Origin of the sequence: Candidatus Njordibacter sp. Uisw_058 (assembly GCF_047730065.1) — a bacterium.
Lineage (GTDB): Bacteria > Pseudomonadota > Gammaproteobacteria > Pseudomonadales > Balneatricaceae > Njordibacter.
Map to the genome: position 1 here is coordinate 2,814,160 of NZ_CP159829.1, position 25,155 is coordinate 2,839,314.

A 25,155-nucleotide genomic window follows, 5' to 3' on the forward strand; every position below is an offset into this window, starting at 1 on the left:
GTATAGTTTGACTACTTAATACGCTTCACAGGCACACGTAAATTCCTTAGGGAGCGTTTAATCGTTTTTAAATGGGCCATAGTTTCTTCACCGAGTTGCATGGTAACCCCTACAGCCAGCACATCGATAACAACCATTTGGGTAATTCGAGAAGACATGAGGGTGTTAAGTTCCTTGTCTTCATCTAAGTCGATGTATAAGGGAATTTGTACCTGCTGTGCCAAGGGTGTGTTACTTGGGCACAGGGCAATCACCGTCGCTCCTGCATCCATGGCCAGTTGCGTACTGTGCAGCAAGTCTTTAGTGCGGCCTGTTTGTGATACCGCAATCACCACATCACCAGGTTCTAAGGTCACAGCCGCCATCGTTTGTAAGTGGGGGTCTGCATAAGCCGCCGCCGACATATTAAGGCGAAAGAACTTATGTTGTGCGTCAGTACAGATAGGCGCTGAGGCTCCAAAGCCATAACAGTCAACTCGCTTAGACCGAGCTAAGGCCATAATAGCCTGTTCTAGGTTAGCTGCATCTAAATCAGACTTTACCCGCATGAGGTTGCCCATGGTGGCATCAAAAATCTTTTCTTTAAATTGTTCCACCGAATCTCGGCTATCTAGGCGGAATTGTTGGTAAGACGTATTAGTGCCCAAAAACTGGGCCAAGTTAAGTTTAAAATCTTGAAATCCATCAAAGTCTAGGGCTCGGCAAAACCGCACAACGGTGGGTTCACTAACCGCAGCGGCTGCAGCCAGATCAACAATACGCATTTGCACAATTTTTGCACGATGTTCGAGCACATAGTCGGCCACCTTGCGCTCAGATTTACGCAGCTGAGGGTGAGCTTGGGCAATAATTTTAAACACGTCATGGTTAGCAATGGACATGGGGTGAACCAAGAAAATAAGGTATTGCTAACATTCTACCCTATCACCTTTAACTCAATCCACTGCGTATCATTAAAATTGTAGGGAGATGTCTTTATGAGTCGCCATACAAGCTGACACGGTCGTAGCTAGGTCATCACTCATACGCTCTTGCAAGCGTAAGCCAATGCTCTCTTTGATGGCCATGTCGTAACTCACTAAAGCCGGCGCTAAGTCAGTTAAAGCGCGCTCACGCCAAACAATCTCCACATCTAACATTTGCATGGCTTGGTTATGTAGGCCTTTGGCCTTCTCTGGATCGTACTTACTACCCTTAAGAGCCCTGCGTGTTTTCGAGAGTTTAGATTTAATACTACTGACACCCGCCAACTCACCCAATTGTTGCTCTTGCAGCTTGATGGCGGCCATGGCTGACTTGGCATCAAGTTGATCTATGCTTAACGCAAGCGCAGCCACATCATTTTTCATCTGGGCTAGCTTTGGAACTTGGGAAATCCATAAGCGTAACTCTTGAATACCTTCGTAGGCTTCATCCACATTGCGTCGATATTGAGTACGAGACTGCTTTTCAGCTTTATTAAGTTTCTCAAACATAGGCCTCTGAGTTGCCCACTCTTGAGGTATGCTTGCCTCCAAAAGTTCATTGAAGCGTCCCAGCTCATCAATCTTAGCTTCAAGAGCAGCACGACGATTATCATTTAAACTAATATCTTCAAGCCGACGCAACTGCAACTGAGCATCTTCGACCAAGCGTTTATTATTGCGGACATTGAACTGAATGTCTCGCACTTGATAATGCAAAGCTTCATACCCTTTGGAAAAGTCTGTGAGCTCAGCTTTAGTTTGATAAATATTTTCCACTTTCACAAAGGTATCACGGGCTTTGCCTAAGCTGTCTTGCAATACTTGGTTTGCAGCAGAAGACATGTAGCTTGCATCTACACTCGCCATAGCGTCAATGGCAGCCACCAAACTTGTTTCTTGGTTAGCGTACAAAGTGAGCACCTGCTCCTCTAAGCATGGCTGAATACGGGGATTCATTGGGGGTGGCGCAGATTCAGAAGTAAGGTAAGTTCGGTTGGGAAGGTAATTCACTAAACTTGGGAAAAATCCTGTAATCACCAAAGCCAATAACTGCAAACCAATAAAGGGCACGACACCCTTGTATATGGAAACCGTCTTCACCACTTGGTCTGCCACACCACGTAAGTAGAAAAGGGCAAAGCCAAAGGGCGGTGTTAGGAATGAGGTTTGAATATTCAAGCCAATCATTACTCCTAACCAAACTGCAGTAATATTAGCACTCGGGTCTGCTAACAATATGGGCGCCACTATAGGCACCACCACTACGGCAATTTCAATAAAGTCTGAAAGAACCCTAAAATAAAGATGACCAACATCACCACAAAAAACTGTACCCAAAAGCCACCTGGCAAGCTTGTGAGCATATGCTTAACGAGTTCTTCACCACCAAAGGCTCGAAATGCTGAGGTCAGCATAGCCGCACCAATGAGTATAATAAATACCATAGAGGTGGTTTTAGCTGTTTCTCCCATCACTTCATGTAAGGTGGTGCCAGTTTTAAAGACGCGCCAGCCACTCCAAGTTATGGCGATCAACAAGGTAGCCGAAGCTATCAAACTAAGGGCAATACCAAGGCGATCTTCATCTGTGTTGATGCTCTTAATATTAAGGTCAAAGTTGTTAACAATAATGCCTAAGATAATGATGGAGGCGATAGCGATAAATGCCGGCCAATAACGTCTTTCGTCACGATGGTGCAAGCGATAGCCTGCCATCAACATGGCTCCCACAGCACCTACAGCTCCTGCTTGGTTGACCGTGGCAACACCTAACAGAATAGATCCCAGTACCACAAAAATTAAACTCAGAGGTGGCAGTAATGACATTAAGACTTTAACTAAAAATTGACGGTCATAGGCGCCCAAATAACCCACAGGTGGTGCCATTTTTGGGCGAATAATCGCTGTGAACAAGATATACAATATGTACAAACCCACCAATAAAAGGCCAGGCACAAAAGCACCCATAAACATATCACCCGCGCTAGCAGAGGTAATATCAAGCACTGAGGGCATAGAAAACTCACCGGTAATCTCACGATAAGCAGTTTTGCGCATGGCACTGGCTTGATCAGCAGCACTACTGAGTTGGTCAGCCAAGATGATGAGCACGATCGAGGGGGGAATAATTTGGCCCAAAGTACCTGATGCACAAATGGTGCCCGTTGCCAGTGAATGAGAATATTTATTGCGCAACATGGCAGGTAAAGAGATCATACCCATGGCAATCACAGTTGCACCCACAATGCCCGTAGTGGCCGCTAGCAATGCGCCAACAATAACCACAGAAATACCCAAGCCACCGGGGACGGGTCCAAACAGTTGTGCCATTGTCACTAACAAATCTTCCGCAACTTTTGAGCGTTGCAGCATAATGCCCATAAAAATAAATAACGGTATTGCAATGAGCGTGTCCCGTTCCACATTCCAATATAGGCTTCTAAAATTTGTCACGCCCGCACTTAGCCATTGAACTGGGCCACCTTCATGAAAGTAGGCATTGGGGTCATCGGCAAACATCCAACCCGCTAAAGCGGCCAAACCAATGGCAATAATCGAAGACCCCGGCAAAGAGAATGCAACAGGGAAGCCAGATACAAGGGCGGTAATCATTAACAGGACTAAAATGCCTAAAAACAGAAGTTCCATAACCGAGTGTCCTAGGGGTTAGCCGTCGTTGTCGCCGTTTCGCCACGCAGCACACCGAAGTGCTTGAGCAAATAACTTGAAAATTGAATGACCATCGAAACAGCAAAAATGGCCAAGAAGCCCACCATGAGGTATTTCACATACATGCCATAGCCACTTTGGGATACCTCTACACTCAACAATGGACTGTTGATACTGCTCGTTCTATCCCACATACCGAGGGTCAAAATAGTAAAGCATAATGGCAACCCTAGTAAGCACACACCAAAAATGTTGACCCAAGATTGAGTGCGGGCCTTAAAATGGGTATAAGCTACATCCACTCGTATATGCCCTTCAAGCAGCAACGTGTTGGCTGAAGCAAATAAAAACAGAGCTGCATACCAAAAACGTACAAGGTCACCCATGAAGGCTTGTTCATAAGAGAAAACAAAACGAGTGATGACAATCAAAAATTCAGCCACAACCACCAGCAAGGCAAGCCATATAAAGCCTAACCCTTTGCTGCGTATCGCAATAAAACAGGACAACAGCATCAAGGGCAAGTGCACATAGGCACCCCTAAATTGAGGCTTACCTAATTGTGAAGTGATATTGTCTCCGAAGATGGGGGCCAAAAGAGACTCGATGCGCATAAAGGAAACAAGCATGTCGACCATACCCACCAATAACACCATCCAAAAGGCAGCCTTAATCGTGGTGGCAGCCCAGTTGGAGACTCGACTCGAAAGGTCTTGATAGCTTTCAGACTGTAACTTAGATACATGCAGCAGCGCCAGCATTGGCGCTGACACATAACTTAACACCTGCAGCCATCCAAAACCTGCGTATGGCCCGGCAGAAGGTAAAGCCCCTAAGGTGTTTAATGCTCCTGGCCATAGTGCCCAGAAGTTTAAAAAATTATTAAGTAAAAATATAACTGTGGCGTACACCACTGTAAAAGCAAGACTACGCAGCAGCAAATCTGGCTTAGGTAACCTGTTAGAGGAACTCAATGGCGTCAAAAGGCTAGACGAGTGTTGCATGCTTAAAACCACTAGCGTAAAAAATAGTAATGATGGGTAGAAAATAGGGTACACCTACCCCCAACTAATTTTGGGTAGGTGTACCTAGTTACAGCAATTAACCGCCTAGAGCGCGGTTACGTTGTTGTAGATACGCTTGGTCAGAAATTTCCGCCCATGCACCGATGTCAGTACGCGCAGTAACAAAGCTTTGATGAATACGATTAGCTAAATCGCTATGCTCTTGAACTTCTGCGAACACCTCTTCAGAAGCCTCAGCAAAGCCGTCGTATATGTCATCGTTGAACTGGCGTAACTTAACACCTTGGTCATTGATCAAGCGCTTAAGTGCAGCACCGTTCTTGTAGTTGTACTCTGACATCATGACGTCGTTTTCCATAGAGGAAGCAGCTTCAATCATCATTTGATCAGACTTGCTCAAACCATCCCACCAGGTCTTGTTCATACCACAGGCTAACATAGCACCTGGCTCATGCATGCCTGGGTAGTAGTAGTACTTGGCCGCTTCGTAGAACTTCATTAGCTCATCATTCCAAGGTCCAACCCACTCAGTGGCGTCGATTGATCCTGAAATAAGGTTTTCATAAATCTGACCACCAGGTAACGACACTGGAGAGCCACCTAGCTTAGCCAGTACATCGCCGCCAAGTCCTGGCATACGCATCTTCAAACCCTTGAAGTCGTCTACACTGTTCATTTCTTTACGGAACCAGCCACCCATTTGGACACCTGTGTTGCCACACATAAGGCCTTTCAGGCCATAGTCTGCGCCCAACTCATCCCATAATTCTTGACCACCACCAAAGCGAATCCATGCGTTCATCTCGGTATAAGTTAGGCCAAATGGAACTGAGGTGAAGTAAGCCCAGCCTGGGTGTTTACCTTTCCAGTAATATTCCGCACCGTGATACATCTGAGCATTGCCAGAAGCTACTTCATCGAACGAGTCAAAGGCCTTAACACGCTCGCCTGCAGCGTAATAAGTCACTTGGATGCGACCATCACTCATGTCACTTAAACGCTTAGCAAAACGCTGAGCACCTGTACCTAAACCTGGGAAATCTCTACCCCATGTTGCTACCATGGCGATTTCTACACGTTCTTTAGCTATAGCAGGTGCGGCGATGGTAGAAGCTGCTGCCACTCCACCTAAACCAACCAAGCCTTTCTTCAATATTTCACGTCTTTGCATTTCCGTAATCTCCAGTATTGTTGTTATAAGGCTAGACTATAACAAAGTAACTCATCCATAACGATGAAATTTACCTTATCTGTGGTTACAATAGGTGTTAAATTAATGTTGATTTAACCTAAAACTTATCCTAGCGCAAATTAACATACGCTTTTAGTCTTGGGCTCGCAACTAGACATATGTCTTGTGGTCAGATCAGTTGACCTGTTCTCCGTAGATTTAATTTAGGCCAAAGTTAGGCTCGCACTCACACACCACATGGACACGATAATGGATGTTTCTCGCCTTTTAGACGAACTCAACGACTCTCAGCGCGAGGCCGTTGCAGCTCCTGAAGAAAACCTGCTTATTTTGGCTGGTGCTGGTAGCGGAAAGACCCGCGTGCTGGTGCACCGAATAGCATGGTTAATTGAAGCTGAGAATATTTCTCCTTGGTCTATTATGGCGGTGACCTTCACCAATAAAGCAGCTCGTGAGATGCGCGCCCGCATCGAAAGCCTAATGGGCTTAGACACGACACAACTATGGGTAGGCACCTTTCATGGTTTGGCCCATCGACTGCTACGCCGCCACTGGCAAGAAGCTGGATTACAACAACAATTTCAAATTTTGGACAGTGATGACCAACTGAGTATTCTAAAACGCTTGTGTAAAGAGATGCAGTTAGATGAGAGTCGGTGGCCTGTGCGCCAGTTTCAACACTTTATCAACGGCTGTAAAGACGAAGGCAAGCGTCCGCAGCACATAGAAACTCAGGGTGACTTTCAGCTCGATACACAGGTCAAAGTGTATGCTGCATACCATCAGGCTTGTGAGCGTGCTGGATTAGTCGATTTTGGTGAACTACTGCTTCGTTGCCATGAGTTATGGCTTAATAATAGTGCCTTGCTAGCGCATTACCAAGGCCGCTTTAAGCACCTATTGGTAGATGAGTTCCAAGATACTAACACCATCCAATATGCATGGTTGCGAGTGCTCTCAGGCTCTGCTGCAAAGGTCATGGCAGTGGGAGATGACGACCAATCTATTTATGGATGGCGAGGTGCAAAAATAGAAAATATTCAACACTTCGAACGGGATTTTGGCAATGCTATTACCGTGCGCTTGGAACAAAACTACCGTTCTACAGGCACCATACTTAAAGCCGCCAATGGGTTGATTTCTAATAATAGCGGTCGACTTGGTAAAAACCTATGGACTGATGGAAATGATGGCGAACCCATTTCGTTATACGCCGCATTTAATGAAATGGATGAAGCGCGCTTTATTGTGGATCAAATTGACCAGTGGCAAAAAGACGGTGGTATGCGCGCTGAATGTGCCATTTTATATCGCTCCAACGCCCAATCTCGAGTCTTGGAAGAAGCCTTGATTCGTGCTCAGATGCCTTATCGCATTTATGGTGGCCAGCGATTTTATGATCGTTTGGAAATTCGTAACGCCCTAGCTTACTTGAGGCTGATCAAAAATCGTAACGACGATGCAGCCATGGAACGCGTGTTTAACGTACCCACACGAGGAGTGGGGGCAGCCACAGTCGCTAAGATCCGGCAAAATGCTCGGGCTGAAGGTTGCTCTATGTGGGATAGCACAAAGCAAATTATTGCTCAAAACGAACTACCTACGCGCGCTCACAACGCCATTGATAGTTACGTTAAACTCATTAACCGTTTGGATGAAGAAACCAGCGAAGCCCTATTGCACGATATGGTAGACCTTGTGATCCAACAGTCAGGTCTCATTCAACATCACCTGAAAGAAAAAGGTGAGAAGGCGCAAACTCGTATTGATAACCTGATGGAGTTGGTTAGTGCCGCCAAAGGATTTGCCAGCACTTGGAATCCCACCCAAGAGACTGATGACCCCGACTCAGAGTTAGATCCAGTCGCAACAACACCGCTCGCAGCCATGCTCGACCAAGCCGCACTGGATGCAGGCGAGCAGCAGGCTGATGAGTCAGAAGACAGTGTACAGTTAATGACTTTACACTCGGCTAAAGGTCTGGAATTTCCAATAGTCTTTTTAGGGGGTGTAGAGGAAGGTTTATTTCCACACAAAATGTCTTTAGAAGAAGGCGACCGTTTAGAAGAAGAGCGCCGCTTGTGCTATGTGGGCATCACCCGCGCCATGCAACGTTTATTTATTACCTATGCCGAAAGCCGTCGTTTACATGGTCAAGATACGTTTAACCGCCCCTCACGCTTTATTGGGGAAATACCTGAAGGCTTAATGAATGAAGTGCGTCTTAAATCCAGCATTAGCCGCCCAGTCACTGCAAGGCCCACGCCCACAAGACAATATGACCGCTGGGGGCGGCATCAAGAACTTGAAACCCCAGTAGTGGCTTTGGGACAAAACGTGCGACACCCATTATTTGGCATAGGCACCGTGGTTAATGCCGAGGGTTCTGGCCCCCAAGCAAGAGTGCAAGTGAACTTTGAAAACGATGGCAGTAAGTGGCTAGTCCTAGCCTATGCAAAATTAGAAAACCTATAGGTATAGATCATGACAACCCCAGCGACAGCTACCAGTCCCACATTTGACACTACATTTGCAAGCTTGCCAGAACGTTTTTACAGCTATACACAACCCGTTTCTGTGACCCTTGCAGCGCCCATTATCAGTAACCCAATACTAGCCAAGGAGCTCGGCATTGATCTCCAATGGCTCGCCTCTGATGAGGCTTTGCAAGTCCTTGTTGGCAACCAAACAGCTATGGGTTCAGCGCCCATGGCACAGGCTTATGCCGGCCACCAATTTGGCTCATTTAACCCTCAACTAGGTGATGGCAGAGCGCACTTATTAGGTGAAATAGTAGCCCCAGACGGACAACGTTTTGACCTACAACTGAAAGGTTCTGGGCCTACACCCTATTCCAGACGAGGCGATGGTCGCTCACCTTTAGGACCCGTTATACGGGAATACCTTTTAAGCGAGGCCATGGCTGCTTTACAGGTGCCTACCACCCGCAGCCTTGCCGCTATCGCTACAGGTGAAACTGTAATGCGCCAAAGCCCTGCACCTGGCGCCGTATTGACGCGTATTGCCCCCAGTCATATTCGTGTGGGTAGCTTTGAATATTTTGCGATGCAAGGGGACGAGAAAGGCGTTAAAAGCCTTGCAGATTACTGCCTTAAACGCCATTTCCCCCACTTGATTGATGCTCCTCAACCCTACTTATTATTGCTTAATACCGTCATAGAACGCCAAGCTAAATTGATTGCTCAATGGCAAGGTTTTGGCTTTATTCATGGCGTAATGAATACCGACAACATGCTTATTTGTGGTGCCACGGTTGACTATGGTCCCTGTGCATTTATGGATCAGTTTGACCCAGACAAAGTGTTTAGTTCCATCGATCGGCAAGGCCGTTATCGTTATAATCAGCAGCCTGGTATTGGCCAATGGAACCTAACACGACTAGCGCAGGCACTTCTGCCATTACTACACACAGACAGTGAGCAAGCCTTAGCAGACGCCCAACAAGCACTCGACAACTATGTAAAGCACTATGGTGCCGCTTATCAGGCCATCATGAGTAACAAGCTGGGCATTAGCCAGCCACAAGAAGGGGACCAAGCCCTCACTGAAGAACTATTCGCCATCATGGCTGAGCATAAAATAGATTTCACTTTGGGTTTTAGGTATTTGGTAGACCAGATCGCTACACCAACAGAGCATGTAGCCCTTGGAGCCGCATTCATTGCCCCCCAAGCATTCGTGGTGTGGCAACAACAATGGCAGCAGCGCCTAGCCCAAGACCCACAAAGCCAAGTAGAGCGTTATCAACAAATGAAGCGGGCTAATCCAGCATATATAGCTCGCAACCATCAAGTAGAGCTGGCCATAAGAGCGGCAGAAGACCAAGGTGACTATGAGCCCTTTTATGCGTTACTCAAAATCTTACAAGCACCCTATGATTACCAATCAGAATTAATCACTTATGTCCTAGCCCCAACACCTGATGAAATGGTGAAACAGACCTTTTGTGGTACTTAATAATGCTTTATTTTAAGGCTTTGTGCGTGCTCTTTTTATAAGGTGCAGAGTATTCAATACGAAGCCATGGCTTTAGCACTTCATTTTGAATGTTAACAAACTGGTGGGCGATACTTAGACTTCCAGCATAAAGGTGACTGGCCCATCATTAGTGAGACTGACCTGCATATCGGCACCAAATTGCCCCGTAGCCAGGGTAATTGATTGCTCGGCTTGAGCAACAAAGTAATCGTATATTTGTTCACCAAGGGCGGGCGGTGCCGCACCCAAAAAGCCTGGCCTTAAGCCCTTTTTGGTGTCGGCGACCAAGGTAAATTGACTAATAACTAAAAGACTGCCAGCCACTTGTTGCACATTGTTATTCATTTTTCCAAGCTCATCACTAAAAAAGCGATAGTGCAGCACTTTATGCAACAACTGATCAGCTTTGGCAAAGCTGTCGTCCTTATCCACCCCCAAAAGCAACAGTATGCCATGATCGATTTGGCCTATACATTCGCCGTCAACTTCTACCTTGGCTTGAGTAACACGCTGCATGAGGGCTTTCATAATGTTTGATCCACTCCATGACTGCGGCTATAGCCATTGGTATTCGGACTTGACCAGCCCACCAAAGCTTTTCGTAGAGGTTTATATATATCGACCTTAAGGGGATAACACTTGGAAGTATCACTAGAATGTTCATTACTACAATCCCCCCCTGGGCAAGCAGATAGGGCACCTAGTAAGTCAATTTCAGCAAATAGTGTTAAGTGATCCCCTGGCCTTACCGGACTGGCTTTCATAAAATATTGATGGGTGTCATGGCTAAACCCTGTGCACATAAACACATTTAATACATCGTGCACCATAGGTTCTACGTCATCTAAATCGAATTGGGTATGATCTAACATAGCCCGTGTAAGGTTAGAGTGACAACAATAGTGGTATTCATCTTGTCCGAGGGCTTGATTGGTGTAGGGGTCACAACGGGTGCCGATGACGTCATGCACACTACCACCAAACTGGTCCCAGCCATACCAATCGAGGGTATCATCAATGACCGTGGCCATCGGTCTTAAATAAGGCAGATTGCTCCACAAGCGATCACCAGTACTGACATGTGTGCCGTGCAATGCACGGGTTTTGCCACTAAAAAAACGCTCCTTAAGGTTGTCTTTGTGCCACAAGTTTAAGTCGCCTACTTGGGGGCCTTCTACACTAACGATACGAAACACATGGCCTGCAGGCACCACAAAACTGCGCGCATCTCTAGCAGGGATGGTGATGCTATCAACCAACTGCATACCCTGTTGCAGATTGTTATAAAAGGGCTTGTCATAGGGAGGCAGAGTATTATTGGGATAGCAAACCACCGGCTCTATATCTAAGCGTTGTTGGGCATCCGATGGGGGTGCGTGCTGGGGGGTGTTTTTCATGGTAGGGCCTTTTTTAATTTGCCTGCCAAAGCATGCTTGAGTGCAAATTCACAAGTGACTTGAAACAACTCATTACTCCAGTGTTAAATATCTAATTTGGCTTCAGATTTACAACGTTGTGAGCAATAGCGAATGTTCGCCCAATCACGCGCCCATTTTTTTCGCCACGCATATGGCTTGTTGCATGTCTGACAAATTTTTTGCGGCAAGTCGCCCTTTTTTACCATTTTCGCCATCTTACTCTCTTCCTGCTCAACATTTGACTGGGTCTATATATAATTGAGGTCACACTAAGGGCCGTGTAAGAAGCGTATAATCTTCTATGCAAGCTTAACTGCAAACTCCCTAGTCGCTTTAATTAGGTTATCGACGATGCCCGGTTCTTGTTGCGCATGGCCTGCATCACGCACAATGTGCAATTGGCATGCTTGCCACAGTGCATGCACTTCAAACGCCTGCTCTGCTGGACAAATCATATCGTAACGACCATGCACGATGATACCGGGTAAGTGACTGATTTTATGCATATTTTTTAATAATTGATTAGACTCAAAAAAGCATTGATTGACAAAGTAATGACATTCAATTCGAGCTAAAGCTAAGGCAAAATGACCGTCAGAAAAATCGTTTCCAAGATGGGGTCTAGGGTTTAATGTGGCAATACTTCCTTCCCATGCGGCCCAAGCCTTTGCGGCGGCAAAGCGTTTTAATTCATCAGTGCCACATAACAATTTATAATAGGTGTTAACCATTTCGCCAGTAGCTTCAGCATCTGTGTTGACTAATGGTTTTTGAAATACTTGCCAATAATCTGCAAACATGCGACTGGCGCCACCGGCTTCGTATATCCAATCCACATCTTTTTGGCGGCCCAAAAAAACACCCCGAAGAATAAGTCCTAGAGCACGATTTGGGTGCGCCTGAGCATAGGCTAAAGCTAATGTAGCTCCCCAAGAGCCACCAAATAAAAGCCATTTAGAAATACCTAATTCACAACGCAGTAATTCAAAGTCTTCAATTAAATGCTGGGTGGTATTAGCCTCTAAACTAGCATGGGGTAATGAGCGCCCAGCCCCACGTTGGTCAAGTAAAATAATATGGTAGTCATTGGGGTCAAAAAAGCGACGCGATGAAGGCCCGCAACCTCCGCCTGGACCCCCATGTATGACAACCACAGGCATACCCTGAGGATTGCCACATAGCTCAACATAAAGGCTGTGCCCGTGGGTCACAGGTAAAAAGAATTCTCGATAGGGTTTGAGTTCTGGATAAAGTTGTTGCATGGTGAAGACTCAATAAAAAAATAATTAGCTAATCATGACTCAATTTACACCTTACTGGTGGCAAAATCAGCCCCAATATCGTAACACTGAAGTGCCGCCAACCAAAGCAGATTGTGTTGTTGTAGGGGCAGGCTTTACGGGTTTAAGTGCAGCCTTAACTCTAGCCCAAGCAGGTCGTGACGTGGTTGTATTAGACAGCCAAGCCATAGGCTTTGGAGCCAGCACTCGCAATGGTGGCATGCTGGGTTCAGGTCACAAAGTGTCTGTGGCTGATGCCAAAAAACATTACGGTTCAGACATTGCTGCACAGCTACATTGCGAGGCCAATGACTCTTTAGATTTCACCAAAAGCTTGATTATTGATCACAAAATTAATTGTGATTTACAAGCCTCTGGTCGTTTACGCACCGCATGGACACCCCAAGACTATACTGCCATGGCCCAAGCCAATAGCAGTTTACAAAAGATTGAGCCATTTGCTGCACGCATGATCAAGCCCAATGCCATGACTGAGCACATTAACACGCCATTATATTTTGGTGGCTTACTGTATGAAGGCCATGCTTGTGTGCAGCCTAGAAAACTCCACTATGGTTTATTACAGCTCGCCTTAGACGCAGGAGTAAAGGTCTTTGGAGATCAGCCAGCGCATTCAGTTAAGCCTCGAGGAAGTGGCTTTTGCATTACCACTAAAAACCAATCTATTGATTGTGAGCAAGTGCTTATGGCAACCAATGGCTACACTCAATCTAGGGTCTCTAAGTTTTTAGCCAGAAGAGTTTTGCCTGTGCCCAGTTTCATTATTGTGACCGAAGAGTTAGGCAAAGATCAGGTACAAGCTTTATTGCCTGGTGGCCATTGTATGGTTGAGACCCGCCAGCGCTTTTGTTACTACCGCCCAACACCTTGCGGCAAACGCATTATGCTGGGAGCACGCGCAGCTTTGCACGCCATCACGCCAGAGCAGTCATTACCCATTTTACAATCTAAATTAATAGAAATATTCCCCAGCCTGAAAAACACCAAAATGAGTCACTGTTGGACTGGCTTTACTGGTTTCAGCTTTAGTAAATTACCCAATATCGGCTGTAATAATGGCATTTATCATGCTTTGGGTTATTGTGGTAATGGGGTCGCTATGGCGCCTTATTTAGGTCATAAAGCCGCTCTCAAAATGTTACATCCACAGCAGCAACATTCTGTGTTTGAACAAACCCCACTGCAAAGCCGAAGCTATCATCATGGCAGCCCTTGGTATATGCCCGCTGCTAGCGCTTGGTATCAAACTAAGGATTGGTGGGATAACCGGCAACGTCAGCAAGCCCTTAACCAAACCAAGCGTCCATGATTTAAATAATCAATTAATGTGACTGCCGACTAAACTGCTCGTATAGGCACATTAAAGCAGCTATTTGGGAGGCCACAAACAGCGTGATATGCATTGTTTAAGCAACAAATTAGCCCTATGGCGATATTGAATATGCCTAGGCCGCACCCAAACCATTAGTCGCTCTATAAACGTATTATTCTTCACCATATAAGCCTACAATAGGTAGCAATGAGTGGTTCTGCTTGGCGAACAGGCAGTTAAATGGGAAGCGTGGACGAGATTACGGCAAACCGGTCTTGAGCCAACACTGCCCCCGCAACGGTGAATCCATAGGCGATTTAGTCCGATACCAGCCCCTCAAAATGAAATCAGAAGCCTAGGTTATATCTTAGGTTTCACATAAATCGTACGGTGGGTGCGATGGATATGGCTATGCTCAAACTAAACTTTCCTTTTACTGCCGTCGTTGGCCAAGCTCAAGTTAAGCTTGCTCTAACCTTGCTGGCTATAGACCCTGCAATTGGTGGCGTGCTGGTAAGTGGCCCCCGTGGTAGTGCCAAATCTACCTTGGCCCGCAGTTTGGCAGACCTCGATATTGCTAACCTAAATCAATTAGTGACCCTGCCCCTCGGTGCCAGTGAAGAGATGGTCACTGGGTCTTTAGACCTACAAAAAGTACTGGGCGAGCAACACGTGCAATTTGCACCAGGGCTCTTGAGCAAGGCCCATAGAGGCTTACTTTACGTTGATGAAGTGAATCTATTACCTGATGCCTTGGTCGACTTATTACTAGACGCTGCAGCCAGTGGTGTTAATCATATTGAGCGGGATGGTATTAGCCACCAACATGAAGCTGAATTTACCTTAATGGGCACCATGAACCCAGATGAAGGCGAATTACGCCCCCAGTTACTTGACCGTTTTGGTTTTGGCGTGGCCCTTGAGAACACCTACAGCGTCCATGAACGCATGGAAATTGTGCGCCGTCGTCAAGACTTTGACGCCAATCCTGTCCAATTTTTGGCCACTTATGCGAAGCCACAGCAAGCTTTGCGAGCTAATATAGAACAAGCTCAAATACGGCTCAAAAGCATCAATGCTAGCGACGATATGCGCTTACAAATCGCCCAACGCTGCGTCGCTGCGCAAGTAGATGGAGTGCGTGGTGATTTAGTTTGGCTGCGTGCTGCACAAGCTCATGCGGCACTCCAACAAACCAATACTGTGAGCCTTGAAGATATTGATGCGGTTGAAGAACTGGTCTTAATGCATCGTCGTAACGACCTTAACGCTCCCAATCCACCTAACCAACAACCGCCACAAAGCCCACCACCCTTTGAGCGCCCTAGGGATAGCAAGGTAGACTCTCAAGGCCAGAGCACTGAGCAAGACTGGGGACAAATGGTGCCAACCAAGCAGCCCACTGGCCCACTGCGGCAAATGGAGTCTGATGGTGACTCCCCTAGAGCGTCTTCATCTATCCCGGCAGCGGCCAGCAGAGGTTTGCACGGCCAAGGCCATGGTAGGCCGAATAAACCATTCTCAAAGCACATTAATTGGTTTTCGAGTTTGATTGCCAGCCGCCACAAAGACTCTGGCATCGACCTGCGTTTTCGCCGCCAGCGTGGTGCTGATCCTGTGATGCATCTAGTGCTACTTGATACGTCCGCATCAACCTTGCTTGGTGATAGTCAGAGTCAGGCCAAAGGCTTAGTTGCAGGCATCGCACAACATGCCTATATGGCTCGTCAACAACTGGTGTTATTGGGTTTTGGTAACGACCAGGTCTGTGAACTATACACTCAAGGTCGCGCACCTAAAGCCATGACACCTATACTTAACGGCATCGATGTGGGTGGCGGTACACCATTAAGACAAGCCCTTCAGTCCGCCAGTGCCTTTGCAACTAGGCTGCTTCGACGCAGTCCAGGAATTCGTATTATCAATACCATTATTACTGACGGACGGGTGCAGCAGGATTTATCAGGCATCACGTTATTAGGCCAATCCATTCTTGTTGATACGGAACAAGGTCCAGTGAAACGAGGCCGGGGCCAACACATTGCGCACCTTTTAAAAGCACAATATTTAACCTTATCCCAAGCGAGGCTGGTTTAATGAGTAAAACCCATGAAGAACGTATGCGTGCTAAAAAAGCTGTCATTGACGCTCGTATTGCCAAAGCCACAGAAGAACGTGGTGTGACCATTTTGTTGCGTGGCAACGGCAAGGGTAAAAGTAGCTCAGCCTTTGGCACCATGATGCGTAGTTTAGGGCACGGTAAGAAAGCGGCTGTCGTTCAATTTGTAAAAGGCCGCGTTGAAACCGGGGAGTACAAATTTTTTAAGGATTATCCTGGCTTAGACTGGCATGTAATGGGCCATGGTTTTACTTGGGAAACCCAAGATAAAGCCAATGATATTGCCGCTGCAGAACAAGCATGGGAGATCACTCAAGGTTTATTACAAGACCCTAGCATCGACCTGTTGGTGCTTGATGAAATGGCCTATGTATTTAAGTACAACTACCTGCCGCTAGAACCTGTACTAGAAGCCTTGGCTAAACGTCCCCATGACCAAACTGTCATTATTACAGGCCGGGTGATGCCGGAGGCGTTAGTTGAATATGCAGACACGATTAGTACAGTAAAAGATGATGGCCATGCCTTTCGAATTGGCGTTAAGGCCCAAGCTGGTATTGAATTTTAATGACCTCTAAGACCCCACACTCGGATCAAGCAAATGCCATAGCCTATTGCCCTGCTTTATTTTTAGCAGCGCCTGCGTCTGGTCAAGGCAAAACAACCATTACTGCAGCCCTAGCGCGCTATCACCGTGACCTTGGCCGCAAGGTGAGGGTATTTAAAATGGGGCCCGATTACCTAGACCCACAAATTCTAGAACAAGCATCAGGACAACCTGTGACGCAGTTAGACTTATGGATGGCAGGGGCAGAGTATTGTCGGCATCAATTCTATTTGGCCGCTCAGCAGTCTGATCTAATTCTAGTAGAAGGAGCCATGGGTGTGTTTGATGGTGAACCCTCCAGTGCAGATCTAGCCGCCACATTTAACATTCCCATCGCCTTAGTGATTGACGTGAAGGGCATGGCACAAACTGTGGCAGCCGTGGCCCTAGGTTTAGCCAGTTTTCGCGATGATGTTGAGTTTTGTGGACTCATAGCCAATAATTGTGGCACCCAACGACATGCCCAACTTATTGACGATGCTCTTGCAGGTCGCATGCCTTTGCTCGCTAATCTCGCCAGAGATCCAGAGGTGTCTTTACCAGAGCGTCACTTAGGTTTAGTGCAAGCTCACGAAGTGCGTGAAGAACTAGAACACCGTTTCAACCTGGGCAAAGCATGGCTGGGTGGACAAGCCATTTGTGACTTACCCAAACCCGTGGCTTTTACCAGCCAAGACATTGCTGCACCGCAAAAACTTTTGCAAGGCACCACCATTGGTATCGCCCGTGATGCTGCCTTTAGTTTCATATACAGCGCCAACACCTGCTTATTAGAGGCGATGGGGGCTAAATTAAGTTATTTTTCACCCCTTAATGATCAGCACTTGCCTGACGTTGATGCCTTATGGTTTGCTGGCGGATACCCTGAACTGCATGCCAAAAAATTAGCTGGGAATAGCAGTATGCTAAAGGACATTCGCAGGTTTAATGCCCTTCAAAAACCAATTTTAGCTGAATGTGGTGGTTTTCTGTATTGTTTGGAAAAGCTAACTGATCTTGATGATACGACCTACCCCATGGTGGGCATTTTAGCAGGCCAAGGTGCGATGCGTGGCAAACGGGGTTGCCAAGGCATGCAAGCGGCTATGCTGCCAGAAGGTGAAGTGCGTGCCCATGCACACCATCGTTCTCGCAGCCAAAACACCCCTGCGCCCATTGCCCATGGTCAGCGCCAGCGTCATCCTGCACCTGGAGAGGCCATCTATCGCCAACAAGGTTTGACGGCCAGTTATTTACATTTGTTCTTTCCTTCCAACCCACAAGCTGTGGCTCAGTTATTTACCAAGCCACTACAAACCACTCATAGCAGCGCAGCAATAGGATCAATCTGAACTATGTGGCCTGAATCCAGCGAAAAAAAGCAGCCTTTGCGTACCGGTTTAACCACTGGGACTTGCGCCACGGCCTGTTGTTTAGCTGGGGCTCATTTATTACTAGGAAACATTCACAAAACCAGTGCCAGCGTCACTTTACCTAAACCTAAAGGTGCGAGTAAACACGTTGATCTAGAGCTTAAGCTAGTGGAACACCGTGGACCGACCACGGCCTATGCCGAGACGATCAAAGATGCGGGTGATGACCCAGACGCAACCCATGGTGCGACCATCTGGGTGACCGTAAGCCTAGTTTCTGAATTAGGCATTAAGTTTTGCGCGGGTGCTGGGGTGGGCACCATCACCCGCTCTGGATTGCTGCTTGAAGTGGGCCAAGCGGCGATTAATCCCGTACCTCGGCAAATGATGAGTGAACACCTCACTCATTTAGCACAACTGTACCAATACACAGGTGGTTTTAAAGTCACAATTGGGGTAGTTAATGGCGCTGAGATTGCCAAGAAAACCATGAATGGCCGCTTGGGTATTGTGGATGGATTATCAATTTTAGGCACCAGTGGCATCGTGCGTCCATTCTCATGCAGTGCTTGGATTGCATCCATCCATCAAGGTCTGGATGTTGCTGTAGCCAATAATTATGCCCATGTAGCTGCAGCTACAGGCAATGCAAGTGAAGCCTTTATTGGAGAGTATTACGCCCTAGACGACATGCAACTCATTGAAATGGGGGACTTTGCAGGTGCAGTGCTTAAACATTTAAAAAAGTCTCCTGTGAAGCGTTTAACAATTTGTGGTGGTTTTGGAAAAATTAGTAAGCTAGCCGATGGCCATTTAGACTTGCACAGTGGCAAGTCCTCCATTAATTTACCGAAGCTGGCCCATACTGCCCAAAGATTGGGTGCTGATAACGACCTAGTGACAGCTATTAAAGCATGTAATACAAGTCTTGAGGCCTTGGGGCTGTGCCAGCAACAAGGCATTGATTTAGCTGCGGCTGTTTGCCAAGATGCGTTAACATTTGCCCTGACAACCGTGCCTAATTCGGTGCAGCTGGAAATATTCGCCGTCAATAGGCAAGGTGAATTACTTGGTCGCGCGGCGGGAGTGGCCCCATGAGGTTGCTGATCTTAGGGGGTACTGCAGATGCTCGCCATTTGGCTAGCGCTCTACACCAAACCCAGCCCTGTTTAGAATTAATTTATAGCGTGGCTGGATTGGTTCGTCAGCCTCAAGTTCCAGCTACAGTAGTGAGTGGTGGGTTTACTCAGTTTGGCGGTTTAAGCGCCTACTGCAAACAACAAAACATAGATGGCATCGTTAATACGACCCATCCATTCAGTGTCACTATGGGCCAACATGCAGAGCAAACCTGTCATGAGTTAGGGCTAAATTACTGGCGTTTTTTAAGACCTCAATGGCAACCACAAACGGGAGACGATTGGCGCTTATTTGGCACTACTGCCGAGCTTTTAAGTGCCCTTTCAAGTTACCAGCGCACGTTATTAACGATAGGGCAAATTAGCCCTAAAGAGATGGCACTATTAAATGCAAAGCAACGCATTTGGTTACGTACTGCTGTGCAGCCCAAACATGAGTTACCCCCCAACGTTACTTGGATTAAAGCCATCGGCCCTTTTGCTGAAGCCGCTGAATTAGCCTTATTAAAACGTCACAGTATTCAAGCTATCGCTAGTAAAAATAGTGGCGGCAGTTCCACTGAAGCAAAGCTAACAGCCGCACGAAGCCTTAAAGTGCCCATATTTATGTTGCAGCGGCCACATTTTATTGGACCTGTAGAACAACAATTTGATGGACTTGTAAAGCGTTTACAAGCGTGGAGTCGCACACCCATGAAATCCCTCAATAAAGGCAACCGCCATGTCCAATCCCATAGCCATGATCAGAAGCACTAGGTGATAATGATATGAGCTTTGAATACCAGCCCAATCCCTCTGCTATAGAGCAAGATAGCTTTCGCCAAATTCGTTTATTAACGGACTTATCAGGCCTAAGTGACGATGCCCAACAAGTGGTGATGCGTGTTGTCCATAGCGTAGGCGACCCCCTTGTTGCACAGCACATGCGTATAAGTGCCAATGCCTGTGCTGCTGGGCGTGGGGCTCTGGCCAAACACCAAGCCATATTATGTGATGTAGAAATGGTAAAACAAGGCATTACCAAACGCATGATTCAAAATCCTCCCCTATGCTACCTCAATCATGAGACTACGGCAGCTATAGCTAAACAGCGTGGGGAAACTCGTTCCATGGCGGCGTTAGACCTTTGGGGAGATCAACTGCGTTCTAGCGTGGTGGTCATTGGTAATGCCCCTACGGCACTATTTCGCCTCTTAGAAATGCTCAAAGCTGGTGCAGCTAAACCGGCATTAATTGTAGGCATTCCCGTTGGTTTTGTAGGCGCTGCTGAATCTAAACAAGCACTTTGGGACCTTCATCAAGGCTTGGGTATTGAATGTATTACCCTGCTTGGACGTCAAGGTGGCAGTGCCGCTGCTGCCTCAGTAGTCAACGCTTTGTTGCGCTGCAATATGGATGAACGCTACTAATGACCAAAATTACAGTTATTGGGTTAGGCATCTGCCAGCCCCCCCTGCTTAATGCCAAAGCCCTAAGCGCCTTAGGTAGTTGCGATTGTATAATGGGTTCACCAAGACAATTGGAAAGTATAGCCCATGCGCAGGTTGTGGCAAACCAAAGCCGCACCCAGCCAGCCAGCCTATGCTTACCAAGGCTCAAACACATCGCCCATGAGATCAAGGGTTTTGTTCATGTTGTGATTCTTGCTTCTGGTGATCCACTGCTGTTTGGTATTGGTAAATATTTGCAATCTGAATTTGGCGATCAAGTCACCTGTATTAGCGGCGTGTCGAGCTTACAAGGTGCTTGCGAATTAACTGGACTGTCCTTACAAGATGCCCAGCTAGTCAGTTTACATGGGCGGCCACTAAATCACCTTAAGCGCCATTTACAACCCCACCGCACATTGTTAATTCTTACGGATCAAAACAGCCATCCTCAAGCCATTGCAAAAGTCTTAGTGGCTGCTAATTTGGGCCTATCAAAGATACATGTATGCGAGCGATTAGGCTACGAAGATCAAAACCAACAGCAATTTATAGCTCAAGACCTAGCCACCAGCTCAACCCCCTTTGCGTCACTGCACGTGACCGTGGTTCATACGTTAGGCATAGGTCATGTCATGCCAAATTTTCCCGGCATAGCAGATGCCCACTTTGTGACCGATGGCGAGTCAGGCAAAGGCTTGCTCACCAAACGTGAAGTGCGGCTTAATATTCTAAGTTTACTGCAACCTGCTCCCCAAGACATCGCTTGGGATATCGGTGCGGGCTGTGGTGGAGTCGCAATTGAATGGGCCCTATGGAATCCCCAAGGCCAAGTATATGCTATCGAACATCACGACCAGCGCATCGCCTGCTTGGAAGCTAACAAAGAAGCTTTTGGAGTAAGCGCTAACTTAAATGTTATCCAAGATAAAGCGCCAGATTGCCTCAAAGAACTACCATTTCCAGACAAGGTCTTTATAGGTGGCAGTGGCGGTGAACTTAGTCGCATAATGCAACTGGCTTGGCAGCGGCTCAAACCGGGTGGTCGCCTTGCAACCAGTGCTGTGACTGAGCCAAGTAAGGCTGCACTGAGGCAATTTAGCCTACATGTAGAGCAGCAGCCCACTGATTATTTACAAGTGGCCATCAGTCGCCACGACACCATTGCTGGGCAAGATTTACTGCGCCCCGCGCTGCCCGTTACCTTAATGTGCTGGCATAAAGCCCTAGAGATTTCATCCTAATGCATATTTTTGAAGCCCAAGCTGGCGTATTTTATGGAGTGGGTGTTGGCCCAGGTGATGCTTTATTAATTACCTTAAAAGCCCATTACCTTATTCAATCTGCCGATGTAATTTGTTATTTAGCGAGCGCTAAAGGTGTGCCTAATAGTGCGACCAGTAGCGCCATTGCAGGCACTTCACAGGCTCGAGATATTGCTCACGCTAGTATCCTTAGTCGTGCCGAGTTGCCCAAAGAAATCGCTATTCCCATGCCCATGAGTACCGATAGAACTGAGGCTAATGCTGCCTACGATTTAGGTACTAAGCAAATTATTGAACAACTAAATCTAAGCAAATCTGTCGTGTTTTTGTGCGAAGGCGATCCCCTATTTTTTGGCTCATTTAGTTACCTGCTAGAACGCTTAAGTGATGCCCACGAATGCCTTGTAGTGCCTGGTATTTCTTCTGTAAACAGTGCAGCGTCTGCCCTACAGCAACCCCTATCCTTATTGCAAGAATCTTTTGTTGTCATGACAGGACGCCACACCGACGCCCAGCTAGAACTGGCCCTTAATACCCATGACAGTGTGGTTATTATGAAGGCAGGCCGAGCTAGGCCGCGTATCTTAGACATACTTGATAAAACAGGTCGTATGGCAGATGCCAACTATTTGGCCTACATCGGTCGTGATAACCAAGAAATTCTTACCGATGTAACTCAATTACCTAATCAAGCAGGTCCATACTTTTCATTGTTCGTAGTGCTAAGACAGGAGCGTCATTGGTGATCCGAATTTTTGCATTAACCGATGCTGGCGCGCGCCTTGGCGAACGTTTAAAGGCCATGCTATTGAACCATGACCCAGATTGCCTAGTTTCCTTTGAGCTAAAACCACAACCCTTTGCGGCCCAAGTTCAGGCTGCATTTTCTCAAGCTGACCGCCTCATTTTGATCTGTGCCACGGGCATTGCTGTGCGTACATTGGCGCCTGTAATAACAAATAAGTACCAAGACCCAGCTGTGCTGGTGCTTGATGAGCAAGGCCAATTTGTTATTCCATTGCTGTCTGGGCATGAGGGCGGTGCCAACGAATGGGGACGCCAAATTAGCCATATGCTAGAGGCGCAGTTAGCTGTCACTACGGCTCAGCCATACCTGCAACCTGTATATACCATAGGCATGGGCTGTGAGCGCCATTGTAGCCATGCCCATTTATTAGAGTTTTTGAACCAATGTTTGACACAACAAGGGCTCACTATTGATGATATCGTGAGCATTAATAGCATTGATATTAAAGCCAATGAGCAAGGCCTTATTGAGCTAGCTCAAGATTTAGGTAAGAGTTTTCAAACCTATTCTGCCCAAACTTTGGCAGCCGTCAATGATTTATTGATAAACCCTTCTCAATACGTTTATGACACTGTTGGTGTTTATGGCGTTGCAGAGTCTGCTGCACTCTGGTCGGCTCAACAAGCCACTGGTAATGCTGCAGAGCTAATACAAGCCAAGTTAAAAACACCTAAAGCCACCTGTGCCATCGCCAGAGCGTTTCCACCGGGCGCGGGTTCAGTGGGTGAAGAAGATTATCCTTAAGTTTTATTTAATGAGCACGAGATCAGCATGAGCAAACTATTTATTGTTAGCACTGGCCCTGGTGATGCACAGCTAATGGCGCCGCGCGCCCACACTGCCATCGCAGACAGTTCAGACCTAGTGGCATATGGCCTTTACTTACAAATTTTGGGGGATATTTGCAACGGCAAACAACACCATGACCTGCCCTTGGGTGAAGAAATTGGACGGGCCCGTTTAGCCCTAGATTTGGCAGCGAGTGGCAAGACTACATCACTTATTTCAAGTGGCGACATTGGCATTTATGCCATGGCGACCTTAGTCTTTGAATTACTCGATATGCAGCTCGAGGGGAAAGAGAATCACCCCGAATGGCTCGCTGTAGAATTGGAAGTTATTCCAGGAATTTCTGCCATGCAAGCCGGTGCGAGTCGCGTGGGTGCTATGTTAGGACATGACTTTTGCACTATTTCTTTGTCAGATTTACTCACACCTTGGGAAACCATTTTAAAGCGTATTGAAAAAGCTGGCGAAGGTGATTTTGTTGTGTCTTTCTATAACCCTGTGTCTAAAAAACGTGATTGGCAGCTTAACAAAGCCCGCGACATATTGTTACAGCACCGCCCGGCCTCTACACCCGTATTAATCGGTCGCCAGCTTACGCGCCCAGAAGAGCAAGTCACTATTATTCGTTTGGATGAATTAGATGCCAAAGACGTGGACATGTTTACCCTTGTCTCCGTGGGCAACAGCGAGTCTAGACACATAGTCAATGGCACCAAAGAGTGGGTGTATACCCCTCGTGGATATAAAAAGAAGCTTTAATTCCCAACTTTGACATAACACAGGACAAAATTATGACGGTATATTTTATTGGCTCAGGCCCAGGTGATCCAGAGCTAATGACCATTAAAGGTCAGCGCTTATTAGATGTAGCGCCCGTGGTGCTGTTTGCAGGGTCATTGATTCCCGATGAAAATATGGCAACCGCACGTTCACGCGGTGCCTTAGTCATAGACACTGCAGCCTTAGCATTGGATGCTCAAGTAGAGCTAATGGCCGATGCTCATGCCAAAGGCCAGCATGTGGCCCGCGTGCACTCTGGTGACCCCTCGTTATATGGTGCCACGGGTGAGCAAATGCGCCGCCTAGAGGCATTAGAAATTGATTACGAAATTATCCCTGGAGTTACAGCCTATTCTGCATCAGCCGCATGGCTGGGCAAAGAGCTTACCTTGTCTGGCATTTCACAAACAGTTATTCTAACCCGCTACGAAGGCAAAACTCCCTTCCCAGAGCGCGAACGTCTACCCGCTTTAGCGGCCACTGGAGCCACCATGGCCATTCACCTTGGCATTACTCGCATTCACAAAGTTGTGGCAGACTTATTGCCTCACTATGGACCAGACTGCCCAGTAGCGGTGTGCTATCGCACTAGTTGGCCTGATCAAGATAAGGTGACAGGGACCTTAAGCGATATCGTTGCCAAAGTACGTGAGAAAAAGTTTACCCGCACTGCTTTGATACTGGTAGGCCATGTGTTGGATGCAGAAAACTTTGACGATTCGTATCTATATGATGAAACCAAAGCCCACATCTATCGCAAGAAAGATCACAATAAAAAGGCAGGTTAGTGATTTTTACATTGCACCTGCTTGGGTTTTAGAAGGCTCCATCTAGGGTGTATGGGCCACTGCAAATAAGCCCCTTTGTAAGGTGATTAATGCCTCAGAGTGACGACCTAGATTGATCTGTGCTCATGGCTTTAGTATGAGTTAATTCATGGCTGTGGTTCCAGCTTCTATTAGAGGCTTGCAAAGAGTCGCATGGGGGA

Annotated in this window: 23 protein-coding genes and 1 riboswitch; of the genes, 14 read left to right on the forward strand and 9 right to left on the reverse strand. The window is 47.0% G+C overall.

The features are described from left to right. Window positions 1-11: 11 nt before the first annotated feature. The 5 genes from ABXT59_RS13230 to ABXT59_RS13250 form a co-directional block, all read right to left on the reverse strand. The gene (locus ABXT59_RS13230; RefSeq protein ID WP_443636664.1) at window positions 12-881 is read right to left on the reverse strand and encodes an SIS domain-containing protein; all 870 of its coding nucleotides are present in this window, start codon (window positions 879-881) and stop codon (window positions 12-14) included. A 72-nt stretch (window positions 882-953) separates the two neighbouring features. Then, complete coding sequence (locus ABXT59_RS13235; protein WP_443636666.1) at window positions 954-2,303, reverse strand: TRAP transporter large permease subunit; 1,350 nt, start codon at window positions 2,301-2,303, stop codon at window positions 954-956. Then, window positions 2,228-3,613, reverse strand: a complete 1,386-nt coding sequence (locus tag ABXT59_RS13240) for a TRAP transporter large permease (protein WP_443636668.1) — start codon at window positions 3,611-3,613, stop codon at window positions 2,228-2,230. Before ABXT59_RS13240 ends, ABXT59_RS13235 begins: the two co-directional genes overlap by 76 nt. A gap of 11 nt (window positions 3,614-3,624) precedes the next feature. Next, a complete protein-coding gene (locus ABXT59_RS13245; protein ID WP_443636669.1) occupies window positions 3,625-4,638 on the reverse strand; it encodes a TRAP transporter small permease subunit in 1,014 nt (337 codons plus the stop codon). Window positions 4,639-4,735: 97 nt separating this feature from the next. After that, window positions 4,736-5,830 carry a TRAP transporter substrate-binding protein gene (locus tag ABXT59_RS13250; RefSeq protein WP_443636670.1) on the reverse strand — a complete coding sequence of 365 codons (1,095 nt, stop codon included), beginning with the start codon at window positions 5,828-5,830 and terminating at the stop codon, window positions 4,736-4,738. Between the two features lie 270 nt (window positions 5,831-6,100). On the opposite strand from ABXT59_RS13250, the gene uvrD reads away from it, so the two are divergent. Both uvrD and ABXT59_RS13260 read left to right on the forward strand, forming a co-directional pair. Next, a complete protein-coding gene (gene uvrD, locus ABXT59_RS13255; protein ID WP_443636671.1) occupies window positions 6,101-8,326 on the forward strand; it encodes a DNA helicase II in 2,226 nt (741 codons plus the stop codon). A gap of 9 nt (window positions 8,327-8,335) precedes the next feature. Continuing rightward, the gene (locus tag ABXT59_RS13260) at window positions 8,336-9,829 is read left to right on the forward strand and encodes a protein adenylyltransferase SelO (protein WP_443636672.1); all 1,494 of its coding nucleotides are present in this window, start codon (window positions 8,336-8,338) and stop codon (window positions 9,827-9,829) included. A gap of 114 nt (window positions 9,830-9,943) precedes the next feature. Here ABXT59_RS13260 and dtd read toward each other — a convergent pair whose 3' ends face one another. From dtd to pip, 4 genes are all read right to left on the reverse strand, one after another. Beyond that, a complete protein-coding gene (gene dtd, locus ABXT59_RS13265) occupies window positions 9,944-10,378 on the reverse strand; it encodes a D-aminoacyl-tRNA deacylase (RefSeq protein WP_443636673.1) in 435 nt (144 codons plus the stop codon). Then, the gene (locus tag ABXT59_RS13270) at window positions 10,375-11,247 is read right to left on the reverse strand and encodes an urea carboxylase-associated family protein (protein ID WP_443636674.1); all 873 of its coding nucleotides are present in this window, start codon (window positions 11,245-11,247) and stop codon (window positions 10,375-10,377) included. Before ABXT59_RS13270 ends, dtd begins: the two co-directional genes overlap by 4 nt. An 83-nt stretch (window positions 11,248-11,330) precedes the next feature. Further along, complete coding sequence (locus ABXT59_RS13275) at window positions 11,331-11,483, reverse strand: DUF2256 domain-containing protein (protein ID WP_443636675.1); 153 nt, start codon at window positions 11,481-11,483, stop codon at window positions 11,331-11,333. A gap of 84 nt (window positions 11,484-11,567) precedes the next feature. Next, window positions 11,568-12,530: a prolyl aminopeptidase gene (gene pip / locus ABXT59_RS13280; RefSeq protein ID WP_443636676.1), complete on the reverse strand. Its 963-nt coding sequence runs from the start codon at window positions 12,528-12,530 to the stop codon at window positions 11,568-11,570. Between the two features lie 34 nt (window positions 12,531-12,564). Here pip and ABXT59_RS13285 point away from each other — a divergent pair, with 34 nt between their 5' ends. The 12 genes from ABXT59_RS13285 (at window position 12,565) to cobM (ending at window position 24,955) form a co-directional block, all read left to right on the forward strand. Further along, window positions 12,565-13,878, forward strand: coding sequence for an NAD(P)/FAD-dependent oxidoreductase (locus ABXT59_RS13285; RefSeq protein ID WP_443636677.1), 1,314 nt, complete (start codon window positions 12,565-12,567; stop codon window positions 13,876-13,878). Between the two features lie 198 nt (window positions 13,879-14,076). After that, a riboswitch (cobalamin riboswitch) is annotated at window positions 14,077-14,232 on the forward strand. A gap of 60 nt (window positions 14,233-14,292) precedes the next feature. Then, window positions 14,293-15,978: an ATP-binding protein gene (locus tag ABXT59_RS13290; protein WP_443636679.1), complete on the forward strand. Its 1,686-nt coding sequence runs from the start codon at window positions 14,293-14,295 to the stop codon at window positions 15,976-15,978. Continuing rightward, window positions 15,978-16,568: a cob(I)yrinic acid a,c-diamide adenosyltransferase gene (gene cobO / locus ABXT59_RS13295; RefSeq protein ID WP_443636680.1), complete on the forward strand. Its 591-nt coding sequence runs from the start codon at window positions 15,978-15,980 to the stop codon at window positions 16,566-16,568. The genes ABXT59_RS13290 and cobO overlap by 1 nt, the downstream gene beginning before the upstream one ends. After that, a complete protein-coding gene (locus tag ABXT59_RS13300; protein ID WP_443636681.1) occupies window positions 16,568-17,938 on the forward strand; it encodes a cobyrinate a,c-diamide synthase in 1,371 nt (456 codons plus the stop codon). The genes cobO and ABXT59_RS13300 overlap by 1 nt, the downstream gene beginning before the upstream one ends. 3 nt (window positions 17,939-17,941) lie before the next feature. After that, window positions 17,942-19,057, forward strand: coding sequence for a cobalt-precorrin-5B (C(1))-methyltransferase (locus tag ABXT59_RS13305; RefSeq protein ID WP_443636683.1), 1,116 nt, complete (start codon window positions 17,942-17,944; stop codon window positions 19,055-19,057). Continuing rightward, window positions 19,054-19,854, forward strand: a complete 801-nt coding sequence (locus tag ABXT59_RS13310; protein WP_443636684.1) for a precorrin-6A/cobalt-precorrin-6A reductase — start codon at window positions 19,054-19,056, stop codon at window positions 19,852-19,854. Before ABXT59_RS13305 ends, ABXT59_RS13310 begins: the two co-directional genes overlap by 4 nt. An 11-nt stretch (window positions 19,855-19,865) precedes the next feature. Beyond that, complete coding sequence (locus tag ABXT59_RS13315) at window positions 19,866-20,507, forward strand: precorrin-8X methylmutase (RefSeq protein ID WP_443636685.1); 642 nt, start codon at window positions 19,866-19,868, stop codon at window positions 20,505-20,507. Continuing rightward, window positions 20,507-21,769 carry a precorrin-6y C5,15-methyltransferase (decarboxylating) subunit CbiE gene (gene cbiE / locus ABXT59_RS13320; protein WP_443636686.1) on the forward strand — a complete coding sequence of 421 codons (1,263 nt, stop codon included), beginning with the start codon at window positions 20,507-20,509 and terminating at the stop codon, window positions 21,767-21,769. Before ABXT59_RS13315 ends, cbiE begins: the two co-directional genes overlap by 1 nt. After that, window positions 21,769-22,536 (forward strand): precorrin-2 C(20)-methyltransferase, encoded by a 768-nt coding sequence (gene cobI, locus ABXT59_RS13325; protein ID WP_443636687.1) that lies wholly within the window; start codon window positions 21,769-21,771, stop codon window positions 22,534-22,536. The genes cbiE and cobI overlap by 1 nt, the downstream gene beginning before the upstream one ends. Continuing rightward, the gene (locus ABXT59_RS13330; protein ID WP_443636689.1) at window positions 22,533-23,342 is read left to right on the forward strand and encodes a cobalt-precorrin 5A hydrolase; all 810 of its coding nucleotides are present in this window, start codon (window positions 22,533-22,535) and stop codon (window positions 23,340-23,342) included. The genes cobI and ABXT59_RS13330 overlap by 4 nt, the downstream gene beginning before the upstream one ends. 27 nt (window positions 23,343-23,369) lie before the next feature. Next, window positions 23,370-24,146 carry a precorrin-3B C(17)-methyltransferase gene (cobJ, locus tag ABXT59_RS13335; protein WP_443636690.1) on the forward strand — a complete coding sequence of 259 codons (777 nt, stop codon included), beginning with the start codon at window positions 23,370-23,372 and terminating at the stop codon, window positions 24,144-24,146. Between the two features lie 32 nt (window positions 24,147-24,178). Next, on the forward strand, window positions 24,179-24,955 hold the full coding sequence (cobM, locus tag ABXT59_RS13340; RefSeq protein ID WP_443636691.1) for a precorrin-4 C(11)-methyltransferase: 777 nt from the start codon (window positions 24,179-24,181) through the stop codon (window positions 24,953-24,955). Window positions 24,956-25,155: the final 200 nt, after the last annotated feature.

Bases quoted from the DNA above. Each gene is read 5' to 3' on its own strand.
- ABXT59_RS13230 (WP_443636664.1), bottom strand. From the start codon at position 881: ATGTCCATTGCTAACCATGACGTGTTTAAAATTATTGCCCAAGCTCAC.
- ABXT59_RS13240 (WP_443636668.1), bottom strand. From the start codon at position 3,613: ATGGAACTTCTGTTTTTAGGCATTTTAGTCCTGTTAATGATTACCGCC.
- ABXT59_RS13245 (WP_443636669.1), bottom strand. From the start codon at position 4,638: ATGCAACACTCGTCTAGCCTTTTGACGCCATTGAGTTCCTCTAACAGG.
- ABXT59_RS13250 (WP_443636670.1), bottom strand. From the start codon at position 5,830: ATGCAAAGACGTGAAATATTGAAGAAAGGCTTGGTTGGTTTAGGTGGA.
- uvrD (WP_443636671.1), top strand. From the start codon at position 6,101: ATGGATGTTTCTCGCCTTTTAGACGAACTCAACGACTCTCAGCGCGAG.
- ABXT59_RS13260 (WP_443636672.1), top strand. From the start codon at position 8,336: ATGACAACCCCAGCGACAGCTACCAGTCCCACATTTGACACTACATTT.
- dtd (WP_443636673.1), bottom strand. From the start codon at position 10,378: ATGAAAGCCCTCATGCAGCGTGTTACTCAAGCCAAGGTAGAAGTTGAC.
- ABXT59_RS13270 (WP_443636674.1), bottom strand. From the start codon at position 11,247: ATGAAAAACACCCCCCAGCACGCACCCCCATCGGATGCCCAACAACGC.
- ABXT59_RS13275 (WP_443636675.1), bottom strand. From the start codon at position 11,483: ATGGCGAAAATGGTAAAAAAGGGCGACTTGCCGCAAAAAATTTGTCAG.
- pip (WP_443636676.1), bottom strand. From the start codon at position 12,530: ATGCAACAACTTTATCCAGAACTCAAACCCTATCGAGAATTCTTTTTA.
- ABXT59_RS13285 (WP_443636677.1), top strand. From the start codon at position 12,565: ATGACTCAATTTACACCTTACTGGTGGCAAAATCAGCCCCAATATCGT.
- ABXT59_RS13290 (WP_443636679.1), top strand. From the start codon at position 14,293: ATGCTCAAACTAAACTTTCCTTTTACTGCCGTCGTTGGCCAAGCTCAA.
- cobO (WP_443636680.1), top strand. From the start codon at position 15,978: ATGAGTAAAACCCATGAAGAACGTATGCGTGCTAAAAAAGCTGTCATT.
- ABXT59_RS13300 (WP_443636681.1), top strand. From the start codon at position 16,568: ATGACCTCTAAGACCCCACACTCGGATCAAGCAAATGCCATAGCCTAT.
- ABXT59_RS13305 (WP_443636683.1), top strand. From the start codon at position 17,942: ATGTGGCCTGAATCCAGCGAAAAAAAGCAGCCTTTGCGTACCGGTTTA.
- ABXT59_RS13310 (WP_443636684.1), top strand. From the start codon at position 19,054: ATGAGGTTGCTGATCTTAGGGGGTACTGCAGATGCTCGCCATTTGGCT.
- ABXT59_RS13315 (WP_443636685.1), top strand. From the start codon at position 19,866: ATGAGCTTTGAATACCAGCCCAATCCCTCTGCTATAGAGCAAGATAGC.
- cbiE (WP_443636686.1), top strand. From the start codon at position 20,507: ATGACCAAAATTACAGTTATTGGGTTAGGCATCTGCCAGCCCCCCCTG.
- cobI (WP_443636687.1), top strand. From the start codon at position 21,769: ATGCATATTTTTGAAGCCCAAGCTGGCGTATTTTATGGAGTGGGTGTT.
- cobJ (WP_443636690.1), top strand. From the start codon at position 23,370: ATGAGCAAACTATTTATTGTTAGCACTGGCCCTGGTGATGCACAGCTA.
- cobM (WP_443636691.1), top strand. From the start codon at position 24,179: ATGACGGTATATTTTATTGGCTCAGGCCCAGGTGATCCAGAGCTAATG.